The sequence below is a fragment of the Aeromonas sp. Marseille-Q7275 genome, from assembly GCF_965119515.1.
In genome coordinates this window covers 1-22,816 of the sequence record NZ_CBCPLW010000031.1, presented here as the reverse complement: position 1 = coordinate 22,816, position 22,816 = coordinate 1, and the positions used below count along the sequence as shown (strand labels likewise).

Annotated in this window: 20 protein-coding genes and 3 tRNA genes; 22 read left to right on the top strand and 1 reads right to left on the bottom strand. The window is 56.4% G+C overall.

The features are described 5' to 3' along the window. Positions 1-59 precede the first annotated feature (59 nt). Complete coding sequence (gene coaA / locus ACWPWQ_RS20465) at positions 60-998, bottom strand: type I pantothenate kinase (RefSeq protein ID WP_139437877.1); 939 nt, start codon at positions 996-998, stop codon at positions 60-62. Positions 999-1,261: 263 nt separating this feature from the next. Here coaA and ACWPWQ_RS20460 point away from each other — a divergent pair. From ACWPWQ_RS20460 to gmhB, 22 genes are all read left to right on the top strand, one after another. Continuing rightward, a tRNA-Tyr gene (locus ACWPWQ_RS20460) sits at positions 1,262-1,346 on the top strand. A gap of 38 nt (positions 1,347-1,384) precedes the next feature. Next, positions 1,385-1,459 (top strand) — tRNA-Gly (locus tag ACWPWQ_RS20455). Positions 1,460-1,630: 171 nt separating this feature from the next. Beyond that, entirely contained in the window at positions 1,631-2,815 is a 1,185-nt protein-coding gene (gene tuf / locus ACWPWQ_RS20450) for an elongation factor Tu (protein ID WP_025328607.1), read from the top strand. 52 nt (positions 2,816-2,867) lie between these two features. Continuing rightward, positions 2,868-2,944: transfer RNA gene (locus ACWPWQ_RS20445), tRNA-Trp, on the top strand. Positions 2,945-3,004: 60 nt separating this feature from the next. After that, positions 3,005-3,376 (top strand): preprotein translocase subunit SecE, encoded by a 372-nt coding sequence (gene secE, locus ACWPWQ_RS20440; RefSeq protein WP_025328619.1) that lies wholly within the window; start codon positions 3,005-3,007, stop codon positions 3,374-3,376. 9 nt (positions 3,377-3,385) lie between these two features. Next, the gene (gene nusG / locus ACWPWQ_RS20435; RefSeq protein WP_005323644.1) at positions 3,386-3,937 is read left to right on the top strand and encodes a transcription termination/antitermination protein NusG; all 552 of its coding nucleotides are present in this window, start codon (positions 3,386-3,388) and stop codon (positions 3,935-3,937) included. A 134-nt stretch (positions 3,938-4,071) separates the two neighbouring features. Beyond that, positions 4,072-4,500 carry a 50S ribosomal protein L11 gene (gene rplK, locus ACWPWQ_RS20430; protein ID WP_016352267.1) on the top strand — a complete coding sequence of 143 codons (429 nt, stop codon included), beginning with the start codon at positions 4,072-4,074 and terminating at the stop codon, positions 4,498-4,500. Positions 4,501-4,504: 4 nt separating this feature from the next. Continuing rightward, positions 4,505-5,206, top strand: coding sequence for a 50S ribosomal protein L1 (rplA, locus tag ACWPWQ_RS20425; RefSeq protein ID WP_025328618.1), 702 nt, complete (start codon positions 4,505-4,507; stop codon positions 5,204-5,206). 257 nt (positions 5,207-5,463) lie between these two features. After that, positions 5,464-5,964, top strand: coding sequence for a 50S ribosomal protein L10 (rplJ, locus tag ACWPWQ_RS20420; protein ID WP_454010639.1), 501 nt, complete (start codon positions 5,464-5,466; stop codon positions 5,962-5,964). 51 nt (positions 5,965-6,015) lie between these two features. Beyond that, the gene (gene rplL / locus ACWPWQ_RS20415; RefSeq protein ID WP_025328616.1) at positions 6,016-6,378 is read left to right on the top strand and encodes a 50S ribosomal protein L7/L12; all 363 of its coding nucleotides are present in this window, start codon (positions 6,016-6,018) and stop codon (positions 6,376-6,378) included. Positions 6,379-6,600: 222 nt separating this feature from the next. Next, complete coding sequence (gene rpoB / locus ACWPWQ_RS20410) at positions 6,601-10,629, top strand: DNA-directed RNA polymerase subunit beta (RefSeq protein WP_025328615.1); 4,029 nt, start codon at positions 6,601-6,603, stop codon at positions 10,627-10,629. A 90-nt stretch (positions 10,630-10,719) separates the two neighbouring features. Next, positions 10,720-15,024: a DNA-directed RNA polymerase subunit beta' gene (gene rpoC, locus ACWPWQ_RS20405; protein ID WP_139439129.1), complete on the top strand. Its 4,305-nt coding sequence runs from the start codon at positions 10,720-10,722 to the stop codon at positions 15,022-15,024. Positions 15,025-15,220: 196 nt separating this feature from the next. Next, on the top strand, positions 15,221-15,937 hold the full coding sequence (locus ACWPWQ_RS20400; RefSeq protein ID WP_025328613.1) for a helix-turn-helix transcriptional regulator: 717 nt from the start codon (positions 15,221-15,223) through the stop codon (positions 15,935-15,937). A 26-nt stretch (positions 15,938-15,963) separates the two neighbouring features. After that, positions 15,964-16,344, top strand: coding sequence for a RidA family protein (locus ACWPWQ_RS20395; protein ID WP_454010638.1), 381 nt, complete (start codon positions 15,964-15,966; stop codon positions 16,342-16,344). Between the two features lie 86 nt (positions 16,345-16,430). Next, entirely contained in the window at positions 16,431-16,823 is a 393-nt protein-coding gene (tusD, locus tag ACWPWQ_RS20390) for a sulfurtransferase complex subunit TusD (RefSeq protein ID WP_454010637.1), read from the top strand. A 9-nt stretch (positions 16,824-16,832) separates the two neighbouring features. Further along, a complete protein-coding gene (gene tusC / locus ACWPWQ_RS20385; protein ID WP_454010636.1) occupies positions 16,833-17,189 on the top strand; it encodes a sulfurtransferase complex subunit TusC in 357 nt (118 codons plus the stop codon). A gap of 7 nt (positions 17,190-17,196) precedes the next feature. Next, positions 17,197-17,475 carry a sulfurtransferase complex subunit TusB gene (gene tusB, locus ACWPWQ_RS20380; protein ID WP_202047590.1) on the top strand — a complete coding sequence of 93 codons (279 nt, stop codon included), beginning with the start codon at positions 17,197-17,199 and terminating at the stop codon, positions 17,473-17,475. 182 nt (positions 17,476-17,657) lie between these two features. Then, positions 17,658-18,032 (top strand): 30S ribosomal protein S12, encoded by a 375-nt coding sequence (gene rpsL / locus ACWPWQ_RS20375; RefSeq protein ID WP_005306278.1) that lies wholly within the window; start codon positions 17,658-17,660, stop codon positions 18,030-18,032. Between the two features lie 93 nt (positions 18,033-18,125). Beyond that, positions 18,126-18,596, top strand: a complete 471-nt coding sequence (gene rpsG / locus ACWPWQ_RS20370) for a 30S ribosomal protein S7 (protein ID WP_010675949.1) — start codon at positions 18,126-18,128, stop codon at positions 18,594-18,596. 75 nt (positions 18,597-18,671) lie between these two features. Continuing rightward, positions 18,672-20,777: an elongation factor G gene (fusA, locus tag ACWPWQ_RS20365; RefSeq protein WP_139439119.1), complete on the top strand. Its 2,106-nt coding sequence runs from the start codon at positions 18,672-18,674 to the stop codon at positions 20,775-20,777. A gap of 54 nt (positions 20,778-20,831) precedes the next feature. Then, the gene (gene tuf, locus ACWPWQ_RS20360) at positions 20,832-22,016 is read left to right on the top strand and encodes an elongation factor Tu (RefSeq protein ID WP_025328607.1); all 1,185 of its coding nucleotides are present in this window, start codon (positions 20,832-20,834) and stop codon (positions 22,014-22,016) included. A 113-nt stretch (positions 22,017-22,129) separates the two neighbouring features. Beyond that, a complete protein-coding gene (gene gmhB, locus ACWPWQ_RS20355; protein WP_454010635.1) occupies positions 22,130-22,672 on the top strand; it encodes a D-glycero-beta-D-manno-heptose 1,7-bisphosphate 7-phosphatase in 543 nt (180 codons plus the stop codon). Positions 22,673-22,816 lie beyond the last annotated feature (144 nt).

The window sequence follows — 22,816 nt, the reverse complement described above, 5'->3', positions numbered from 1 at the left end:
AATCCAATGGAAGAGGGGGCCTGCGGGCCCCCTCTTCGTTATCCTGCGATCCGCTGCGATCACTTGCGCAGCTTGATCTGCTCGATGGCGTGCTCTTGTCCCTTGGTCAGGATCAGGTTGGCCCGCTCCCGGGTCGGCAAGATGTTCTCTTGCAGATTCAGATAGTTGATGTCTTGCCATATGTTGCTGGCAATCTCGGTCGCCTCGCTTTCCGCCAGCTTGGCATAGTGGTGGAAGTAGGAGTCGGGATCCGAGAAGGCACCGCTGCGGAACTTGAGGAAGCGATCTATGTACCAGGCGCGCAGCAGTTCGGCGTCGGCGTCCACATAGATGGAGAAGTCGACAAAATCTGACACGAAGACCCTGTGGGGCTCCTGAGGGTAATCCATGCCGCTCTGCAGCACGTTGAGTCCCTCCAGGATCAGGATGTCCGGCTGCTCCACCACCTTCTTCTCATCGGGCAGGATGTCGTAGATGAGGTGGGAGTAGACGGGGGCCTCGACCTTCTCGTGACCCGCACGGATGTTGGCGACAAACTCCACCAGATGACGGATGTCGTAGGATTCCGGAAAACCCTTGCGGCGCATCAGCCCACGCGCTTCCAGCTCCTTGTTGGGATAGAGGAAGCCATCCGTGGTGACCAGTTCCACCCGCGGATGCTCGGGCCAGCGTTCCAGCAATGCCTGCAGGATACGGGCCGTGGTGCTCTTTCCCCCCGCCACGCTGCCGGCGATGCTGATGATGTAGGTGCCCTTGCCGCGGGACTGGCCGAGAAACTGCTCCAGCACCCGACTGCGGCGCTGCTTGGCCTTGACGTAGAGATTGAGCAGGCGGGAAAGGGGCAGATAGATCTCTTCCACCTCGCGCAATGACACCTTCTCGTTGATCCCGCGCAGGGTTTGCAGATCGTGTTCGGTCAGGGTCAGGGGGACCGCATCGCGCAATAACGCCCATTGTTCGCGGGTGAATTGCAAATAGGGGTTATGCTCTGTCGTCATGGTGTCATCACTGTTTCTTGGGCAGGGCGACCATACACCAAGGGATCGGGAGCGACAAGGGACGTGTCCGGTTGGGACGGAGGAGGAGCGTTTTTTTGCCTGGATCCCGGCAATAATGCACATTTTGCAGGGCGCAATGGTTGCATCCCCAAAATCCTTACCATAAAATGCGCGACGCTTGGATGTCTGTCGTCTATTTGCCCAGCAAAAGCGACAAACACAACGGGTGCAAGCAGAATTACCGTTGTGGCATTCGTGCAATCGGAGGGGTTCCCGAGCGGCCAAAGGGATCAGACTGTAAATCTGACGGCTCTGCCTTCGAAGGTTCGAATCCTTCTCCCTCCACCATATTTCTCTGCGGTTTGAGTTCTTTGGGTTAGAGAAATGCGGGCATCGTATAATGGCTATTACCTCAGCCTTCCAAGCTGATGATGCGGGTTCGATTCCCGCTGCCCGCTCCAAGATGCTGATATGGCTCAGGTAATTCTGAAAGCCACACCCTAGGGTGAGTTCGGCAATCGAACCTGCCTGCCAGCACCATCCTCTCTGTCCCCCTGATTCAAATCCATCATATAAACTGTTCTGTGGTTAGCTTGCCACCGCGTACTCAGCGTTAGTTTAGAGGGACGATCATGTCTAAAGAAAAATTTGAGCGTAATAAACCGCACGTTAACGTGGGTACCATCGGCCACGTTGACCACGGTAAAACCACCCTGACCGCCGCCATCACCAACGTGCTGGCCAAGCACTTCGGTGGTAAAGCTTTCGCCTTCGACCAGATCGACAAGGCACCGGAAGAGCGTGAGCGTGGTATCACCATCAACACCTCCCACGTAGAATACGACACCGCGATCCGTCACTACGCCCACGTAGATTGCCCGGGTCACGCCGACTACGTTAAGAACATGATCACCGGTGCTGCCCAGATGGACGGCGCGATCCTGGTAGTAGCCGCGACTGACGGCCCGATGCCGCAAACTCGTGAGCACATCCTGCTGGGTCGCCAGGTTGGTATCCCGTACATGATCGTGTTCATGAACAAGTGCGACATGGTAGACGACGAAGAGCTGCTCGAACTGGTCGAGATGGAAGTTCGTGAACTGCTGACCGAGTACGACTTCCCGGGTGATGACCTACCGGTAGTACGTGGTTCCGCGCTGAAAGCGCTGGAAGGCGACGCTGCATGGGAAGAGAAGATCATCGAGCTGGCTCACCACCTGGATACCTACATCCCGGAGCCGGAGCGCGCCATTGACCAGCCGTTCCTGATGCCTATCGAAGACGTCTTCTCCATCGCTGGCCGTGGTACCGTAGTTACCGGTCGTGTAGAGCGCGGTATCGTCAAGGTAGGTGAGACTGTAGAAATCGTCGGTATCAAAGACACCGTTTCTACCACCTGTACCGGTGTTGAAATGTTCCGCAAACTGCTGGACGAAGGTCGTGCCGGTGAGAACGTTGGCGCCCTGCTGCGTGGCGTGAAGCGTGAAGAAGTTGAGCGTGGTCAGGTACTGGCCAAGCCGGGTTCCATCAAGCCGCACACCAAGTTCGAATCCGAAGTGTACGTGCTGTCCAAGGAAGAAGGTGGTCGTCACACCCCGTTCTTCAAGGGCTACCGTCCGCAGTTCTACTTCCGTACAACCGACGTGACCGGTACCATCGAACTGCCGGAAGGCGTAGAGATGGTAATGCCAGGCGACAACATCAAAATGGTTGTTACCCTGATCGCCCCGATCGCGATGGACGACGGCCTGCGTTTCGCTATCCGTGAAGGTGGCCGTACCGTAGGTGCTGGTGTTGTAGCCAAAGTTATCGCTTAATCTTGGCTTACATAAATAAAGCAAAGCCCCTATAATAGGGGCTTTCTTATGCAGGGGCGTAGTTCGAATTGGTAGAACAGCGGTCTCCAAAACCGATGGTTGCGGGTTCGAGTCCTGCCGCCCCTGCCATATACCTCGTCTCGTACGGGGCTTTTGTGTCTTTGGTTACGTCAGATACAGGTGGGTTGTATGAGTGTTAGTTCTGAGGGACAGGGCGGAAGCAAGGATACCCTTCTTTGGGGCCTGGTTTTCATCATCCTGGCGGCCGCTGTAGTGGGTAATTACCTGCTCACCGATGTTGTCGCAGCCGTCCGCGCCCTGGGTGTGGTCGTTGTCATCGCTGCTGCAGGTGCAGTAGCCCTGCAAACCACCAAGGGCAAGGCAACACTGGCTTTTGCTCGTGAGTCGCGCCTGGAAGTCCGCAAGGTCGTTTGGCCAACCCGTCAGGAAGCCATTCAGACAACCCTGATTGTGCTGGCGGTGACCGCCGTGATGGGGCTGTTGCTGTTCGTTCTGGACGGTGCCTTGGTCTGGTTGGTCAACCTGATTACCGGTGTGTAAGGAAAAGCCATGACTGAACAACGTGAACAACGTATGAGATGGTATGTCGTGCAGGCATTTTCCGGCTATGAAGGCCGTGTTGCCAAATCCCTGCGTGAACATATCAAGATGCATGGCATGGAAGAGCTGTTTGGCGAAGTGCTGGTCCCGACCGAAGAAGTGGTCGAGATGCGTGCCGGCCAGAAGCGCAAGAGTGAGCGCAAATTTTTCCCGGGTTATGTCCTGGTCCAGATGATGATGGACGAGACCACATGGCACCTGGTACGCAATGTGCCACGGGTCATGGGCTTCATCGGTGGCACCTCCGATCGTCCTGCTCCTATCTCCGATAAGGAAGCGGATGCCATCCTCAATCGTCTGCAAGATGCCCATGACAAGCCGCGTCCGAAAACCCTGTTTGAACCGGGTGAAATGGTGCGGGTTGCCGATGGTCCGTTCGCCGACTTCAACGGTACCGTTGAAGAAGTGGACTACGAGAAGAGCCGCGTGAAGGTCTCTGTATTGATCTTCGGTCGCTCAACGCCGGTAGAACTGGATTTTGGTCAGGTCGAAAAGGGCTGATTAAACTCTGTACGTTTAACGGTTGTCAGGGGCAGCGATTATCTCTATAATTCGCTGCCCCTTTATTTGTTGGGGAGCCGTTTGCAGGAGCATGTCTCCGAGGCGCTAGAACCCATTTTTGAGGTATTTTCGTAATGGCTAAGAAAGTCACAGCTTATATCAAGCTGCAAGTTAAGGCTGGCAGTGCTAACCCCAGCCCTCCCGTTGGTCCTGCTCTGGGTCAGCACGGTGTGAACATCATGGAATTCTGTAAGGCGTTCAACGCTCGTACAGAAAAGCTGGAAAAAGGCTCACCGACTCCGGTCGTGATCACCGTTTACAGCGACCGTTCCTTCACCTTCGAAACCAAGACTCCGCCTGCTTCCTTCCTGCTGAAGAAAGCCGCTGGTATCCAGTCTGGTTCCGCCAAGCCGAACAAAGACAAGGTTGGTAAGGTGACTGTGGCTCAGCTGCAAGAAATCGCCAAGACCAAAGAGCCGGACATGACTGGTGCCGATCTGGATGCAAAAGTACGTTGCATCGCAGGCTCCGCTCGTTCCATGGGCCTGGTAGTGGAGGATTAAGACAATGGCAAAACTTTCCAAGCGTATGCGCGTTATTCGCGAAAAAGTTGACGGTACCAAAGAGTACTCCATCAACGAAGCCATTGCCCTGCTGAAAGAACTGGCTACCGCCAAGTTCGTTGAAAGCGTTGACGTTGCCGTTAACCTGGGTATCGATGCTCGTAAATCCGACCAGAACGTTCGTGGTGCTACCGTACTGCCGCACGGTACCGGTCGTGACATCCGTGTCGCCGTATTCACCCAGGGTGCCAACGCCGAAGCCGCCAAGGCTGCCGGTGCTGAACTGGTTGGTATGGATGACCTGGCCGAGCTGGTCAAGAAAGGCGAGATGAACTTCGACGTCGTGATCGCATCCCCGGATGCCATGCGCGTTGTTGGTCAACTGGGCCAAATCCTGGGCCCGCGCGGCCTGATGCCTAACCCGAAAGTTGGTACCGTAACCCCGAACGTTGCTGAAGCTGTGAAGAATGCTAAAGCCGGTCAGGTTCGTTACCGCAATGACAAGAATGGTATCATCCATACCACTCTGGGTAAGGTTTCTTTCAACGAAGTTCAGCTGAAAGAAAACTTGGAAGCTCTGCTGGTTGCTCTGAAAAAGGGCAAGCCCTCTTCCGCCAAAGGCGTCTTCATCAAGAAAGTCAGCATCTCCACCACCATGGGTGCAGGTGTTGCCGTAGACCAAGCTTCTCTGGAAGCTCAGGGCTAATTGATGGATTTTACAAGGCGCAAAATTTAATCTATAATTTTGCGCCTTGATTGGTTGGGGGTTTCGACCTCCGTCCAAGACCGCAGGTGGCCATAAGGCCTTAATCCTTCCTGCGTAGACGGTGCCGGAAACCCAGCGAGAAAGTTTTCTTTCTCTTCTGGAATCCTGCTACCGCATCGTTCCCCTCTGTTGTGAAGGTAGGGGGGATGTGTCAGTACTGAGTCATGAGACTCAGATTCAATCCAGGAGTTAAGCCAATGGCATTGGGACTCGAAGACAAAAAGGCAATTGTTGCTGAAGTCAACGAAGCTGCCAAAGGCGCTCTGTCTGCAGTTGTAGCCGATTCTCGCGGTGTGACTGTTGACAAGATGACCGTCCTGCGTAAATCCGCTCGTGAAGCCGGTGTGTACATGCGCGTTGTGCGTAACACCCTGCTGCGTCGCGCGGTAGATGGCACCGAATTCGGTTGCCTGAACGACGTATTGACTGGTCCTACCTTGATTGCTTTCTCTAACGAACACCCGGGCGCTGCCGCTCGTCTGTTCAAAGAGTTTGCCAAAGCGAACCAAAAGTTCGAAATCAAGGCTGGCGCTTTTAACGGTGAGTTTATCGCCGCAGCACAAATTGATCGTCTGGCCACGCTGCCGACCTACGACGAAGCAATTGCGAAGTTGATGGCTACCATGAAGGAAGCCTCTGCTGGCAAGCTGGTTCGTACTATCGCTGCTGTTCGCGACCAGAAACAAGCTGCTGCTTGATTCTCGCCTATTTAGGCTGTTTGAGTTTATTCAACATCAGGAATTTTTGTCATGTCTATCACTAAAGACCAAATCATCGAAGCCGTTGCTTCCATGTCCGTAATGGAAGTTGTTGAGCTGATCGAAGCAATGGAAGAGAAGTTCGGTGTTTCTGCCGCTGTTGCTGTAGCTGCCGGTCCGGCCGCTGAAGCAGTAGAAGAGAAGACCGAGTTCGACGTAGTTCTGACTGCTGCTGGCGCCAACAAAGTTGCCGTCATCAAGGCCGTTCGTGCTGCCACCGGCCTGGGCCTGAAAGAAGCCAAGGACCTGGTAGAAGCCGCTCCGACCAACCTGAAAGAAGCCGTCTCCAAAGACGAAGCTGAAGCTCTGAAGAAAGAGCTGGAAGCTGCTGGTGCTTCTGTTGAGATCAAATAATCTGCATTTATGTAGATTAGCCTGATAAAACAGGCTAGGGCTGGTGAATGTTTGTTCACCAGCCTTTTTGCGCTGTAGACTGAGAGCATTTCACACCGTTTACGACTCTCGGTGCACCAGCAATCCGGACCGCCTCATCGTCCGGGCCAACACAAAACGGTGTTGAGACAGAGCTGTCCCGCGGGACAGAGTGGGTCACTTATCAGCGAGCTGAGGAACCCTATGGTTTACTCTTATACCGAAAAAAAACGCATTCGTAAGGACTTCGGTAAGCGAGACCAGGTACTGGACACGCCTTATCTGTTGTCCATTCAGCTGGACTCCTTCAAGCAGTTCATCGAGGCTGACCCGGAAGGTGAATATGGCCTAGAGGCCGCTTTCCGTAGCGTTTTCCCGATCACCAGTTACTCCGGTAGTGCTGAGCTTCAGTATGTCAGCTATCGCCTGGGTGAGCCGGTATTTGACGTAAAAGAATGCCAGATCCGTGGAGTGACCTACTCCGCGCCGCTGCGTGTCAAGCTTCGTATGGTTCTGTACGACCGTGAAGCAGCTGCCGGCACCGTCAAAGATATCAAGGAACAAGAAGTATACATGGGCGAAATTCCGCTCATGACCGAGAACGGCACCTTTGTCATCAATGGTACCGAACGGGTTATCGTCTCCCAGCTGCACCGCAGCCCGGGCGTCTTCTTCGACCACGATAAAGGCAAAACACATTCATCCGGTAAGGTACTGTATAACGCCCGCGTTATCCCCTACCGTGGCTCCTGGCTGGACTTCGAGTTCGATGCGAAAGACAACCTGTTTGTCCGTATTGACCGTCGTCGTAAACTGCCGGCCTCCATTATTCTGCGCGCCCTGGACTTCAGTTCCGAAGAAATCCTGGCCACCTTCTTCGAGACCATTGGTTTCGAGGTCAAAGATGGCAAGTTGATGATGGATCTGGTGCCCGAGCGCCTGCGTGGTGAGACTGCGACCTTCGACATCATTGCCAATGGCGCCGTGGTGGTTGAGACCGGTCGTCGTGTCACTGCCCGTCATATCCGTCAGTTGGAAAAAGACGCCATCACCCAGATCGAGGTGCCGGTAGAGTACGTTGTTGGCAAAGTTGCAGCCAAGAACTACGCGCACCCGCAAACTGGCGAAATGGTCGTGACTGCCAACCAGGCTCTGAGCCTGGAAGCGGTAGCCAATCTGTCCCAAGCCGGCTTCAAGCACTTCGAGGTTCTGTTCACCAACGAACTGGACCACGGTGCCTACATGTCCGAGACCCTGCGTATCGACTCCAGCTCCAGCCGCCTGGAAGCTCTGGTCGAGATCTACCGCATGATGCGTCCGGGCGAGCCGCCCACCCGCGAAGCGGCAGAGCAGCTGTTCGAGAACCTGTTCTTCTCTTCCGAGCGTTACGACCTGTCTACCGTGGGTCGGATGAAGTTCAACCGCCGTCTGGGTCGTGAAGACGAGACCGGCGTTGGCGTGCTGACCAAAGACGACATCGTCGAAGTCATGAAGCGCCTGATCGACATCCGTAACGGCAATGACGAGGTGGACGATATCGACCACCTGGGTAACCGTCGTATCCGTTCTGTCGGTGAAATGGCAGAGAATCAGTTCCGTGTGGGTCTGGTGCGTGTCGAGCGTGCGGTCAAGGAGCGTCTCTCCCTGGGCGACCTGGACACCCTGATGCCGCAGGATCTGATCAACGCCAAGCCGATCTCCGCTGCGGTCAAAGAGTTCTTCGGTTCCAGCCAGCTGTCCCAGTTCATGGACCAGAACAACCCGCTGTCCGAAGTGACCCACAAGCGTCGTATTTCCGCGCTGGGCCCGGGCGGTCTGACCCGTGAGCGTGCCGGCTTCGAAGTTCGAGATGTACACCCGACTCACTACGGTCGTTTGTGCCCCATCGAGACTCCGGAAGGTCCGAACATCGGTCTGATCAACTCGCTGTCCGTGTATTCCCGCACCAACGAGTACGGTTTCCTCGAGACCCCGTACCGCAAGGTCATCGACGGTGTGATCACCGACGAAGTGGACTACCTGTCAGCCATTGAAGAAGGCAAGTACGTGATCGCGCAGGCCAACGCCGCGACCACCGAAGATGGCCGTCTGAAAGACGAGTTGATCCCGTGCCGTCACAAGGGTGAATCCACCTTTATGAACGCCGACCAGATCCAGTACATGGACGTGAGCCCGCAACAGATCGTCTCTGTGGCAGCGGCCCTGATCCCGTTCCTGGAGCACGATGATGCTAACCGAGCCCTGATGGGTTCGAACATGCAACGTCAGGCAGTACCGACTCTGCGCGCTGACAAGCCGCTGGTAGGTACCGGTATGGAACGCGCCGTGGCCGTTGACTCCGGTGTTACCGTGGTGGCCAAGCGTGGCGGCATGATCGACTACGTCGACGCCTCCCGTATCGTGATCAAGGTCAATGAAGATGAGCTGCTGCCTGGCGAAGCCGGCATCGACATCTACAGCCTGACCAAGTACACCCGTTCCAACCAGAACACCTGTATCAACCAGCGTCCTTGCGTGATGTTGGGTGAGCCGGTGATGGCGGGCGACGTGCTGGCTGACGGCCCGTCTACCGACCTGGGCGAACTGGCGCTGGGCCAAAACCTGCGCGTCGCGTTCATGCCGTGGAACGGCTACAACTTCGAAGACTCGATCCTGGTGAATGAGCGCGTGGTACAGGAAGATCGCCTGACCACCATCCACATCCAGGAACTGGCCTGTATCTCCCGTGACACCAAGCTGGGTCCGGAAGAGATCACTGCCGACATCCCGAACGTGGGTGAAGCCGCTCTGTCCAAGCTGGACGAGTCCGGTATCGTCTACGTGGGTGCCGAAGTGAAGGGCGGCGACATCCTGGTCGGCAAGGTAACACCCAAGGGTGAAACCCAGCTGACCCCGGAAGAGAAGCTGCTGCGCGCCATCTTCGGTGAGAAGGCCTCTGATGTGAAGGACTCCTCCCTGCGTGTGCCGAACGGTGTGTACGGTACCGTGGTTGACGTGCAAGTCTTTACCCGCGATGGCGTGGAAAAAGACAAGCGCGCCAAAGAAATCGAAGAGATGCAGCTGAAGGAAGCGAAGAAGGACTTGACCGAAGAGTTCAAGATCCTGGAAGACGGCATCTTCGGCCGCTCCCGCAACCTGCTGCTGGCCGCCGGTTACAGCGAAGATCGTCTGAACAAGCTGGATCGTTCCAAGTGGTTTGAATTGGCCATCGAAGATGAAGCCAAGCAGATCGAACTGGAGCAGATCGCCGAACAGCACATCGAGCTGAAAGCCGACTTCGACAAGAAGTTCGAGAACAAGCGTCGCAAGATTATCCAGGGTGATGATCTGGCGCCGGGCGTACTGAAAATCGTCAAGGTTTACCTGGCAGTCAAGCGTCGCATCCAACCGGGTGACAAGATGGCGGGCCGTCACGGTAACAAGGGTGTTATCTCCAAGATCTGCCCGGTCGAGGACATGCCCCATGACGAGTTCGGCCGTCCGGTCGACATCGTACTGAACCCACTGGGCGTACCGTCCCGTATGAACATCGGTCAGATCCTCGAAGTGCATCTGGGCCTCGCGGCCAAGGGCATCGGCGAGAAGATCGACCGCATGATCAAGGATCAGCGCGAGCTGCACGAGATGCGTGACTTCCTGCAGCAGGTCTATGACCTGGGCGAGAAGGACACCCAGCAAGTGAACATCGCCGAGCTGTCTGATGACGACGTACGTACCCTTGCGGGTAACCTGCGTAAGGGTCTGCCGGTTGCTACACCTGTCTTTGATGGTGCCAAAGAGCGCGAAATCAAGGCCTTGCTGAAGCTGGCCGATCTGCCGGAATCCGGTCAGATCTCCCTGTTCGACGGTCGTACCGGCAACGCCTTCGAGCGCAAGGTCACCGTGGGTTACATGTACATGCTGAAGCTGAACCACTTGGTAGACGACAAGATGCACGCGCGTTCTACCGGCTCCTACAGCCTGGTTACCCAGCAGCCGCTGGGTGGTAAGGCACAGTTCGGTGGTCAGCGGTTCGGTGAGATGGAAGTGTGGGCCCTGGAGGCTTACGGTGCGGCATATACCCTGCAGGAAATGCTGACCGTCAAGTCTGACGATGTGAATGGCCGTACCAAGATGTACAAGAACATCGTGGATGGCGACCACCGTATGGAGCCGGGCATGCCCGAATCCTTCAACGTACTGTTGAAGGAAATCCGCTCTCTGGGTATCAACATCGAGCTGGACGAAGAGTAAGAGCTCGCTCTTATTGTTCGAGAATTGACGTGGGCGCCCTGCTGCTTTGGCAGCAGGGCGCCGAGGTTAGACTCCTGACAGGGGAAACACGTGAAAGACTTACTCAAGTTTTTGAAGGCTCAGACCAAGACCGAAGAGTTTGACAGTATCAAGATCGGTCTGGCCTCTCCTGACATGATCCGCTCCTGGTCATTCGGTGAGGTCAAAAAGCCTGAGACCATCAACTACCGGACTTTCAAGCCGGAACGTGATGGTCTGTTCTGCGCCCGTATCTTCGGACCGGTGAAGGACTACGAGTGTCTGTGCGGCAAGTACAAGCGCCTGAAACACCGTGGTGTGATCTGCGAGAAGTGCGGCGTAGAAGTGACCCAGACCAAGGTCCGTCGCGAGCGCATGGGCCACATCGAGCTGGCCAGCCCGACTGCCCACATCTGGTTCCTGAAGTCCCTGCCGTCCCGTATCGGTCTGCTGCTGGACATGACCCTGCGTGACATCGAGCGCGTGCTGTATTTCGAATCCTATGTGGTTATCGAACCCGGCATGACCAACCTCGAGCGCAGCCAGATGCTGTCCGAAGAGAACTATCTGGACGCACTGGAAGAGTGGGGCGACGAATTCGACGCCAAGATGGGTGCCGAAGCAATCCTTGCATTGCTGCGTGCCATCGATCTGGAAGGTGAAGTCAAGACTATGCGCGAGGAGCTGGATCAGACCAACTCCGAGACCAAGCGCAAGAAGACCACCAAGCGTCTGAAGCTGATGGAAGCCTTCCTGCAGTCCGGCAACAAGCCGGAGTGGATGATCATGACAGTGCTGCCTGTGCTGCCGCCGGACCTGCGTCCGCTGGTACCGCTGGACGGCGGCCGTTTCGCGACTTCCGATCTGAACGATCTGTACCGTCGCGTGATCAACCGTAACAACCGCCTGAAGCGTCTGCTGGATCTGGCGGCTCCGGACATCATAGTGCGCAACGAAAAGCGTATGCTGCAAGAGTCCGTGGATGCCCTGCTGGACAACGGCCGTCGTGGTCGCGCCATCACAGGTTCCAACAAGCGCCCGCTGAAATCCCTGGCCGACATGATCAAGGGTAAGCAAGGTCGTTTCCGTCAGAACTTGCTGGGTAAGCGTGTCGACTACTCCGGTCGTTCCGTTATCACCGTAGGTCCGACGCTGCGTCTGCATCAGTGCGGTCTGCCGAAGAAGATGGCGCTCGAACTGTTCAAGCCTTTCATCTATGGCAAGCTGGAATCCCGTGGTCTGGCGACCACCATCAAGGCCGCCAAGAAGATGGTGGAGCGCGAAGAAGCCGTCGTCTGGGACATCCTGGACGAAGTGATCCGCGAACACCCGGTCCTGCTGAACCGTGCACCGACCCTGCACCGTCTGGGTATCCAGGCGTTTGAACCGACCCTGATCGAAGGCAAGGCCATCCAGCTGCACCCGCTCGTCTGTGCCGCCTATAACGCGGACTTCGATGGTGACCAGATGGCGGTCCACGTACCGCTGACCCTGGAAGCCCAGCTGGAAGCGCGCGCCCTGATGATGTCCACCAACAACATCCTGTCGCCTGCCTCCGGTGAGCCGATCATCGTTCCTTCCCAGGACGTGGTCTTGGGTCTGTACTACATGACCCGTGCCCGTATCAACGCCAAGGGCGAAGGTATGGTGCTGGCCGGCCCGAAAGAAGCCGAGAAGGTCTATCGTGCCGGTCTGGCCGATCTCCATGCTCGTGTGAAAGTGCGCATTACCGAATACCTGCGTCAGGAAGACGGTTCCCTGCGTGAACACACCGAGATGAAGAACACCACCGTTGGTCGTGCGATCCTGAGCCTGATCCTGCCGAAAGGCATGGAATACGCGCTGATCGACGAGCCGAAGGTGCTGACTGCCGCCGAGCAGGCCGATCTGGATGCCAATCCGCAGAACTGGATCAAATCCGTATCCAACAAGGCGCTGGGCAAAAAGCTCATCTCCCGTCTGCTGAACACCTGCTATCGCAAGCAGGGCCTGAAGGACACCGTCATCTTCGCTGACCAGCTGATGTATACCGGTTTCCATTATGCGGCCCTGTCCGGTGCTTCCGTTGGTATCGATGACATGGTCATCCCGGATGCCAAGAAAGACATCATTGCGGCAGCCGAAGCCGAAGTCGCCGAGATCCAGGACCAGTTCCTGTCTGGTCTGGTGACCGCGGGCGAACGCTACAACAAGGTTATCGATATCTGGGCCAGCGCGAACGATCGCGTCTCCAAGGCCATGATGGATAACCTCTCCAAGGAGCGGAACGTCAACTCCCTGGGTGAAGAAGAAGAGCAGGCCTCTTTCAACAGCATCTTCATGATGGCCGACTCTGGTGCGCGGGGCTCCGCCGCCCAGATCCGTCAGCTGGCCGGTATGCGTGGCCTGATGGCGAAGCCGGATGGTTCCATCATCGAAACGCCGATCGTGGCGAACTTCCGTGAAGGTCTGAACGTACTGCAGTACTTCATCTCCACTCACGGTGCTCGTAAGGGTCTGGCGGATACCGCACTGAAGACGGCGAACTCCGGTTACCTGACTCGTCGTCTGGTTGACGTGGCTCAGGACATGGTGATCACCGAGGACGATTGCGGTACGACCGAAGGTCTGTGGATGACTCCGCTGATCGAAGGTGGTGACGTGGTCGAGCCGCTGCGTGAGCGCGTGTTGGGTCGTGTTGTCGCCGAAGACGTGATCAAGCCGGGTACTGAAAGCGAGATCCTGGTCGCGCGCAATACTCTGCTCGACGAGTATCTGTGTGACCTGCTGGAGCGTAACTCCGTCGACCGCGTGAAGGTACGTTCTGCCATCACCTGTGAGACAGACTTCGGTAACTGTGCTCACTGCTACGGCCGTGATCTGGCCCGTGGTCACCTGGTGAACAAGGGTGAGGCTGTCGGTGTTATCGCCGCCCAGTCCATCGGTGAGCCGGGTACCCAGCTGACGATGCGTACCTTCCACATCGGTGGTGCCGCATCCCGAGCTGCTGCCGAGAGCAGCATCCAGGTCAAGAACACCGGTAGCATCAAGCTGCAGAACGCCAAGTTCGTTACCAACAGCGCCGACAAGCTGGTTATCACCTCCCGTTCTACCGAACTGACCATCATGGACGAGATGGGCCGTACCAAGGAAAGCCACAAGCTGCCTTACGGTTCCGTCCTGGAAGTGAAAGATGGCCAGGCCGTGAGTGCCGGTGATACCGTCGCCAACTGGGATCCGCACACCCACCCGATCATCACCGAAGTGGCAGGTCGCCTGGACTTCGAACACATGATCGACGGTGTGACCATCACTCGTCAGACCGACGAGCTGACCGGTCTCTCCTCTATCGTCGTGCTGGATGTCAACGAACGTCCGAGCGCCGGTAAAGAGATGCGTCCGACCGTGAAACTGGTCGACCTGAACGGCAAAGACGTGATGATCCCGGGTACCGACGTTGCAGCCCAGTACTTCCTGCCGGGCAAGGCGATCGTGAACCTGGAGGATGGTGCCAACGTGGGCGTGGGTGACGCGGTAGCGCGTATCCCGCAAGAGTCCAGTGGTACCAAGGACATCACCGGTGGTCTGCCGCGCGTTGCGGATCTGTTCGAAGCACGTCAACCGAAGGAACCGGCTATCCTGGCCGAGATCTCCGGTACCATCTCCTTCGGGAAAGAGACCAAGGGCAAACGCCGTCTGGTCATCACCCCGACCGACGGTGGCGACATCTACGAAGAGATGATTCCGAAGTGGCGTCACCTCAACGTGTTCGAAGGTGAAAAAGTTGAGAAGGGTGAAGTGCTGGCGGACGGTCCTGAGTCTGCTCACGACATCCTGCGTCTGCGTGGTATCAGCCCGGTCGCCAACTACATCGCCAACGAAGTGCAGGACGTTTACCGTCTGCAAGGCGTTAAGATCAACGACAAGCACATCGAAGTCATCGTTCGTCAGATGCTGCGCAAGTGCGAGATCCTGAGCGCTGGTGACACTGACCTGATCGAAGGCGAGCAGGTTGAAGTGGCTCGTGTGAAGATTGCCAACCGTAAACTGGTTGCCGAAGGCAAGACCCCGGCCACCTACCGTCATATCCTTATGGGTATTACCAAGGCATCCCTGAGCACCGAGTCCTTCATCTCCGCGGCTTCCTTCCAGGAAACCACTCGTGTTCTGACCGAAGCGGCCGTTGGCGGCAAGCGTGATGAACTGCGTGGCCTGAAAGAGAACGTGATCGTGGGTCGTCTGATCCCGGCTGGTACCGGCTTTGCCTACCACCATAGCCGGATCAACCAGCGTGCCGCCGCAGCCCGTGCTGTCGGTGTACCGCAGGTGACCGCCGATGAGGCTCAGCAAAATCTGGCGGATCTGCTCAACGCAGCCGGCAGTTTTGACGAAGAGTAATCTTCAGCTGCAGTGATTAAAAAGGGCTCCTTCAAGGGGCCCTTTTTGTTGCCTGCCCGCCAGCAGAACCTTGCACCGGGCTGGGGCAGGGGATGATCCAGTGCAAGGTTATAGAGCAAAAAATCAAAAAAAGTTGACATTGATCCCCCGCAATTGAAAACTCGGGAAAGTTGAATGGTTATTACAGGGGTAGAACATGGCTGTCGGTATCGAGGAAGTACTGCTTCCCGAAGAGCAACTGAGCGGTCGCGCTTTTACAGACGAAGACAGGGAATTGTTGCGTTCATATGAGGGCCTCATCGAGGGCCTGGCCGATCTGTTCGGCAAGCACTGCGAAGTGGTGCTGCATTCCCTGGAAAATCTGCATGAGTCAGTGATCAAGATAGCGAACGGATTCAACACGGGGCGAACCCTGGGGGCACCGATCACCGATCTGGCCCTGCGCATGCTCAAGGACATCGAGAGCACGGGTCAGGATCACACCCAGAGCTACTTTGCCCGCAGCCGGACCGGTGCGCTGATGAAGTCGAGCACCATCGCCATCCGCAACCGTGACAAGCAGGTGATAGGGCTTATCTGCATCAACCTGCACATCAACGCGCCTTTCCACGAGTTCGTGGCCGAATTCTTCCCGACGCCCCAGCAAGTGGAGCGTCAATCGCCGGAGACCTTCGCCAACAGCGTGGAGGAGCTGGTTGCCCAGACGGTGGACAACACCATCGACGAGATCAACCGGGATCCCTCCGTGGCCAACAACGCCAAGAATCGTTTTATCGTGACCCAGTTGTTCGAGAAGGGCATATTTGATATCAAGGACTCGATCAACCTGGTCGCCGACAAGCTGAATATTTCCAAACATACCGTGTATCTCTACATCCGACAGCGCAAGCAGGGTGAAGAAGAGAGCGAGTAAGCGCCATAGATAGGGGATAGATAACAATGGCTAAAGAAGTGATTGCAACCGACAAGGCGCCTGCCGCAATTGGTCCTTATGTTCAGGCTACCAAGCTGGGCGACCTGGTGTTCACCTCCGGGCAGATCCCGCTCGATCCGGCCACCATGGACATAGTGGCCGGTGGCATCGAGGTGCAGGCCGAACAGGTGATGAAGAACCTGGTTGCAGTATTGAAGGCGGCGGGTGCCGATACCAGCAAGGTGCTGAAGACCACCTGCTTCCTGAGCGACATGAACAACTTCGTGGCCTTCAACCAGGTCTACGCCCGCTACTTCGGTGACGCTGCGCCGGCGCGCTCCTGCGTGGAAGTGGCTCGCCTGCCGAAAGATGTGCTGGTCGAAGTCGAAGCCATTGCTTACGTCTGAGTCTGAGTCATCGGAAGAGCCCCTCCCAGGAGGGGCTTTTTCGTCTTTAAGGTAGAATGGATGCACATCTGTGCAGGAGTCCGGACATGAGTCTGAATTTTGCCCTGCTGGTCACCGGGCCCGCCTATGGCACCCAGACGGCCAGCACCGCCTATCGCTTCGCCCTGAGCCTCATCGAGCAGGGCCATAAGCTGACCCATCTGTTCTTCTATCAGGATGGGGTCCATAACGGCAATGGCCTGCATGCACCGGCCAGCGATGAGACCGACCTGGTGGCGCTATGGCGCGAGCTGGCCCTGGCGCAGGGCATTGCCATCGATGTGTGTGTCGCCGCCGCCATGCGTCGCGGGGTGCTCGACGAGGCCGAGGCCAAGGGGGTCGGCAAGACCCAGTTCAACCTGCAGGCCCCGTTTCGTTTAAGCGGGCTGGGTCAGCTGGCGGAGGCCAGTCTGACCGCCGACCGCTTCGTCCAGTTCTAGGGGGATGGAATGACCAAGATAGCCTTTATCTGCCGGCGTGGCCCCCACGGTACGGCGAGTGGACGAGAGGGCCTGGATGCCTTGCTGGCCACCTCTGCGTTGACGGAATCCCTGGCGCTGTTCCTCATCGGCGATGGCGTGCTGCAACTGGTCAGGGAGCAGTCGCCACAGGGGATATTGCAGCGTCACTATGCCCCGACCTTCAAGATGCTGGAACTGTACGATGTCGAGGAGGTCTATGTCTGTGCGGCGTCGCTGGCCGAGCGTGGTCTGACCGCCGCGGATCTGCTGATCCCCGTGACGGTGCTGAGCCCGGCCGAGATCCGCCACCAGTGGGACAACTTCACCACCCACATCAGCTTTTGAGGTGCCCATGATACAACTGGTATTGAGCTCGCCCTTCCTCAGCCAGGACCTCGAGCAGGTGCTGCGTTATCGTCAGGAAGCGGATCTGCTGGTGCTGATGCAGGACGCCGTGGTGGCGACGACGGCACCGCAGTGGTGCGAACGATTGAGCGGGGTCCCGCTCTATGTGATGGGGGAAGACCTGAAGGCGAGGGGTCTGTCCCCCAGGATCGGGATGGAACTCGACATGGCCGGCCTGATCAAGCTGATCGCCGAACAGGGATCACCGCAGACCTGGGCCGGCTAGTTTTCATTTTTGCCTGTCAGCTCAGGTGGTTATCACAATAATGGCGGGATGTCATTTGCCCTTTTGGCGCACGAATTGTATAAATCTTGACTCCCCAGACAACAGGGCATAAAATTTCGCGTCCCCGTATCTGCGGGGAGGATTTTTCACACGTTTATGAAGTCATTATCAGGAGCCTTTTGATGGCAACTATTAACCAGTTGGTTCGCAAGCCACGCATCAAGCTCGTTGTGAAAAGCAACGTGCCGGCGCTGGAAGCGTGCCCTCAGAAGCGTGGCGTATGCACCCGTGTATACACCACCACCCCGAAGAAGCCTAACTCTGCACTGCGTAAAGTGTGCCGTGTACGTCTGACCAACGGCTTCGAAGTCACCTCCTACATCGGCGGTGAAGGTCACAACCTGCAGGAGCACTCCGTTGTTCTGATCCGTGGCGGTCGTGTCAAGGATTTGCCAGGTGTTCGTTATCACACCGTTCGTGGTGCGTTGGACTGTGCCGGTGTTAAAGACCGTAAGCAGGCTCGCTCCAAGTATGGCGTGAAGCGTCCGAAAGCTTAATGGTTCTCCGTTAAGTAAGGCCAAACGTTAATTCGTTTCTAGTTAGATAACTTTCTAGTTTTGGGTAACCCCTGAAGTTACGGAGAATTTGAAATGCCAAGACGTCGTGTTGTTGGTCAGCGTAAAATCCTGCCGGATCCCAAGTTCGGATCAGAGCTGCTGGCTAAATTTGTCAACGTAGTAATGGTTGACGGTAAGAAATCTGTTGCAGAAGCCATCGTTTATGGCGCCCTGGACATCATTGCCACCAAATCTGGCAAAGAGCACCTGGCCCTGTTCGAAGTCGCTCTGGACAACATTCGTCCGGCGGTCGAGGTTAAATCTCGTCGCGTCGGTGGTGCAACCTATCAGGTACCGGTAGAAGTTCGTCCGGTTCGTCGCAATGCCCTGGCAATGCGCTGGTTGGTTGATGCCGCTCGTAAACGTGGTGAAAAATCAATGGCTCAGCGTTTGGCTGGCGAGCTGCTGGATGCCGCTGACAATAAGGGTTCGTCTGTCAAGAAACGTGAAGACGTTCACCGTATGGCTGAAGCGAACAAGGCCTTCGCTCACTTCCGCTGGTAATCCGCTTGCGCAGGGTCTTCTGGCTCTGCGCACCTTTAATTATCTGGGGACAAGTGCCCTAGTAAGAGGATGACAATGGCTCGTACAACCCCCATTGAGCGTTATCGTAACATCGGTATCTCTGCTCACATCGACGCCGGTAAGACTACTACTACCGAGCGCGTTCTGTTTTACACCGGTGTAAGTCACAAGATCGGTGAAGTTCACGATGGCGCCGCCACCATGGACTGGATGGAACAGGAACAAGAGCGTGGTATCACCATCACCTCCGCCGCGACCACCGCTTTCTGGTCCGGTATGGGCAAACAGTTCCAACCGCACCGTATCAACATCATCGATACCCCGGGCCACGTTGACTTTACTATCGAAGTAGAGCGTTCAATGCGTGTTCTGGACGGCGCCGTGATGGTGTACTGTGCCGTAGGTGGCGTACAGCCACAGTCTGAGACCGTATGGCGTCAGGCTAACAAGTACAAGGTTCCCCGTATCGCGTTCGTCAACAAGATGGACCGTACCGGCGCCAACTATCTGCGCTGCGTTGAGCACATCAAGACCCGTCTGAAAGGCGTGCCGGTTCCCCTGCAACTGAACATCGGTGCAGAAGAGAACTTCAAGGGCGTTATCGACCTGGTCAAGATGAAAGCCATCAACTGGAGCGAAGCTGACCAGGGTGTGTCTTTCGATTACGAAGACGTCCCGGCCGAGCTGCTGGAACAAGCGCAAGAAATGCGCATGAACCTGGTTGAAGCCGCTGCCGAAGCGTCTGAAGACCTGATGGAAAAATACCTGGGTGGTGAAGAACTGACCGAGGAAGAGATCAAGAAAGCTCTTCGTCAGCGTGTTCTGAACAACGAAATCATCCTGGTTACCTGTGGCTCCGCGTTCAAGAACAAGGGCGTACAGGCCATGCTGGATGCCGTGGTTGACTATCTGCCGGCTCCGACCGACGTAGCAGCCATCGACGGTCTGAAGCTGGATGGCGAGACCAAGGACGAGCGTCACGCTTCCGATGACGAGCCGTTCTCTGCTCTGGCATTCAAGATTGCTACCGACCCGTTCGTAGGCAACCTGACCTTCTTCCGCGTTTACTCCGGTGTGGTTAACTCCGGTGACTCCGTGCTGAACTCCGTCAAAGAGAAGCGCGAGCGTTTTGGCCGTATCGTTCAGATGCATGCCAACAAGCGTGAAGAGATCAAAGAAGTTCGCGCAGGCGACATCGCCGCTGCCATCGGTCTGAAAGACGTGACCACTGGTGACACCCTGTGTGACGAAAAAGCGCCGATCATCCTCGAGCGTATGGAATTCCCGGAGCCGGTAATCTCCATCGCGGTTGAGCCGAAAACCAAGGCTGACCAAGAGAAGATGGGTCTGGCACTCGGCCGTCTGGCGCAGGAAGACCCCTCTTTCCGCGTATGGACTGACGAAGAATCTGGCCAAACCATCATCGCCGGTATGGGTGAGCTGCACCTGGACATCATCGTTGACCGTATGCGTCGCGAGTTCAAGGTAGAAGCGAACGTAGGTAAGCCGCAGGTTGCCTACCGTGAAACCATCCGCACTACCGTCAAGGACATCGAAGGCAAGCATGCCAAGCAGTCCGGTGGTCGTGGTCAGTACGGTCACGTTGTGATCGACATGTACCCGCTGGAAGAAGGCAAAGCCTACGAGTTCGTTAACGACATCAAGGGCGGCGTCATTCCTGGTGAGTTCATCCCGGGTGTTGACAAGGGTATCCGTGAGCAGCTGAAGTCCGGCCCGCTGGCAGGCTATCCGGTAATGGACCTGGGCGTGCGTCTGCACTTCGGTTCCTACCACGATGTCGACTCCTCCGAACTGGCGTTCAAAATCGCTGCTTCCATGGCCTTTAAGGCTGGCTTCATGAAGGCCAACCCGGTTCTGCTCGAACCGATCATGAAAGTAGAAGTTGAGACTCCGGAAGACTACATGGGCGACGTGATCGGTGACCTGAACCGTCGTCGTGGCCTGATCGAAGGTATGGAAGACGGCCCGTCCGGCAAGATCGTTCGTGCTCTCGTGCCGCTGGCCGAGATGTTCGGTTATGCGACTGCCCTGCGTTCCGCTACCCAGGGTCGCGCTTCCTACGCCATGGAATTCGCCAAGTATCACGATGCCCCGACTAACGTCGCCCAGGCCGTGATCGAAGAGCGCAAATCCAAGTAATTTATGATTCCCCGCCTACGACGGTAGGCGGGTTTAACCTAGAAGGACTACGTCGTGTCTAAAGAAAAATTTGAGCGTAATAAACCGCACGTAAACGTCGGCACCATCGGCCACGTTGACCACGGTAAAACCACCCTGACCGCCGCCATCACCAACGTGCTGGCCAAGCACTTCGGTGGTAAAGCTTTCGCCTTCGACCAGATCGACAAGGCACCGGAAGAGCGTGAGCGTGGTATCACCATCAACACCTCCCACGTAGAATACGACACCGCGATCCGTCACTACGCCCACGTAGATTGCCCGGGTCACGCCGACTACGTTAAGAACATGATCACCGGTGCTGCCCAGATGGACGGCGCGATCCTGGTAGTAGCCGCGACTGACGGCCCGATGCCGCAAACTCGTGAGCACATCCTGCTGGGTCGCCAGGTTGGTATCCCGTACATGATCGTGTTCATGAACAAGTGCGACATGGTAGACGACGAAGAGCTGCTCGAACTGGTCGAGATGGAAGTTCGTGAACTGCTGACCGAGTACGACTTCCCGGGTGATGACCTGCCGGTAGTACGTGGTTCCGCGCTGAAAGCGCTGGAAGGCGACGCTGCATGGGAAGAGAAGATCATCGAGCTGGCTCACCACCTGGATACCTACATCCCGGAGCCGGAGCGCGCCATTGACCAGCCGTTCCTGATGCCTATCGAAGACGTCTTCTCCATCGCTGGCCGTGGTACCGTAGTTACCGGTCGTGTAGAGCGCGGTATCGTTAAAGTTGGTGAGACCGTTGAAATCGTCGGTATCAAAGACACCGTTTCTACCACCTGTACCGGTGTTGAAATGTTCCGCAAGCTGCTGGACGAAGGTCGTGCCGGTGAGAACGTTGGCGCCCTGCTGCGTGGCGTGAAGCGTGAAGAAGTTGAGCGTGGTCAGGTACTGGCCAAGCCGGGCTCCATCAAGCCGCACACCAAGTTCGAATCTGAAGTGTACGTGCTGTCCAAGGAAGAAGGTGGTCGTCATACCCCGTTCTTCAAGGGCTACCGTCCGCAGTTCTACTTCCGTACAACCGACGTGACCGGTACCATCGAACTGCCGGAAGGCGTAGAGATGGTAATGCCAGGCGACAACATCAAAATGGTTGTTACCCTGATCGCCCCGATCGCGATGGACGACGGCCTGCGTTTCGCTATCCGTGAAGGTGGCCGTACCGTAGGTGCTGGTGTTGTAGCTAAAGTTATCGCTTAATCGATACTTTAAATGCACACATGAAAGGGGTGGCTTCGGCTGCCCCTTTTATTTTTTGGGGCGTTATTGCCCCGTGAGACACATTTCAAACATCTATTACCGAGGTAGTGCCCGTGAGTAAACCCGCCATTTTTCTGGATCGTGACGGTGTCATCAACGAAGACACAGGTTATGTCAGCCAGGTCGATGACTTCCATTTCCTGCCCGGGGTGATCGAAGCCCTGCAGCTGCTGAAGAAGAAGGGCTATCTGCTGATCGTCGTCACCAACCAGTCCGGCATCGCCCGCGGCTACTTCAGTGAAGATGACTTCATGAACCTGACCGAGTGGATGGACTGGTCACTGGCCGACCGGGACGTTGACCTCGATGGTATCTATTTCTGCCCTCATCATCCGGATCACGGCGCTCCCTGCGATTGCCGCAAACCAGCACCCGGCATGCTGCTGTTGGCGCAACAGGAGCTGGGCATCGACATGGCGCGCTCTTATATGGTGGGTGACAAGCCTTCCGACCTGAAAGCGGCCATCAATGCCGGAGTCGGACGCAAGGTGATGGTGCGCACCGGCAAGGCTGTGACCGACGAGGGCACTGCGCTGGCTGATGCCGTCTATGACAATCTGCACGATTTTGCCGTTTCAGTGCCTGCCGCGGGCTGATTTCGTTCGCTTAACATGCATGTTGGTGGCTTTGTGAGCGAACGGTTGATGAAAGCCATCTTTTTGCAATTATCTGCTTGCCAGAAAGTTTCAGCTCCCTATAATGCGCCCCCATCGACAGGGCAAGCGGCAACGCAAAGCCTG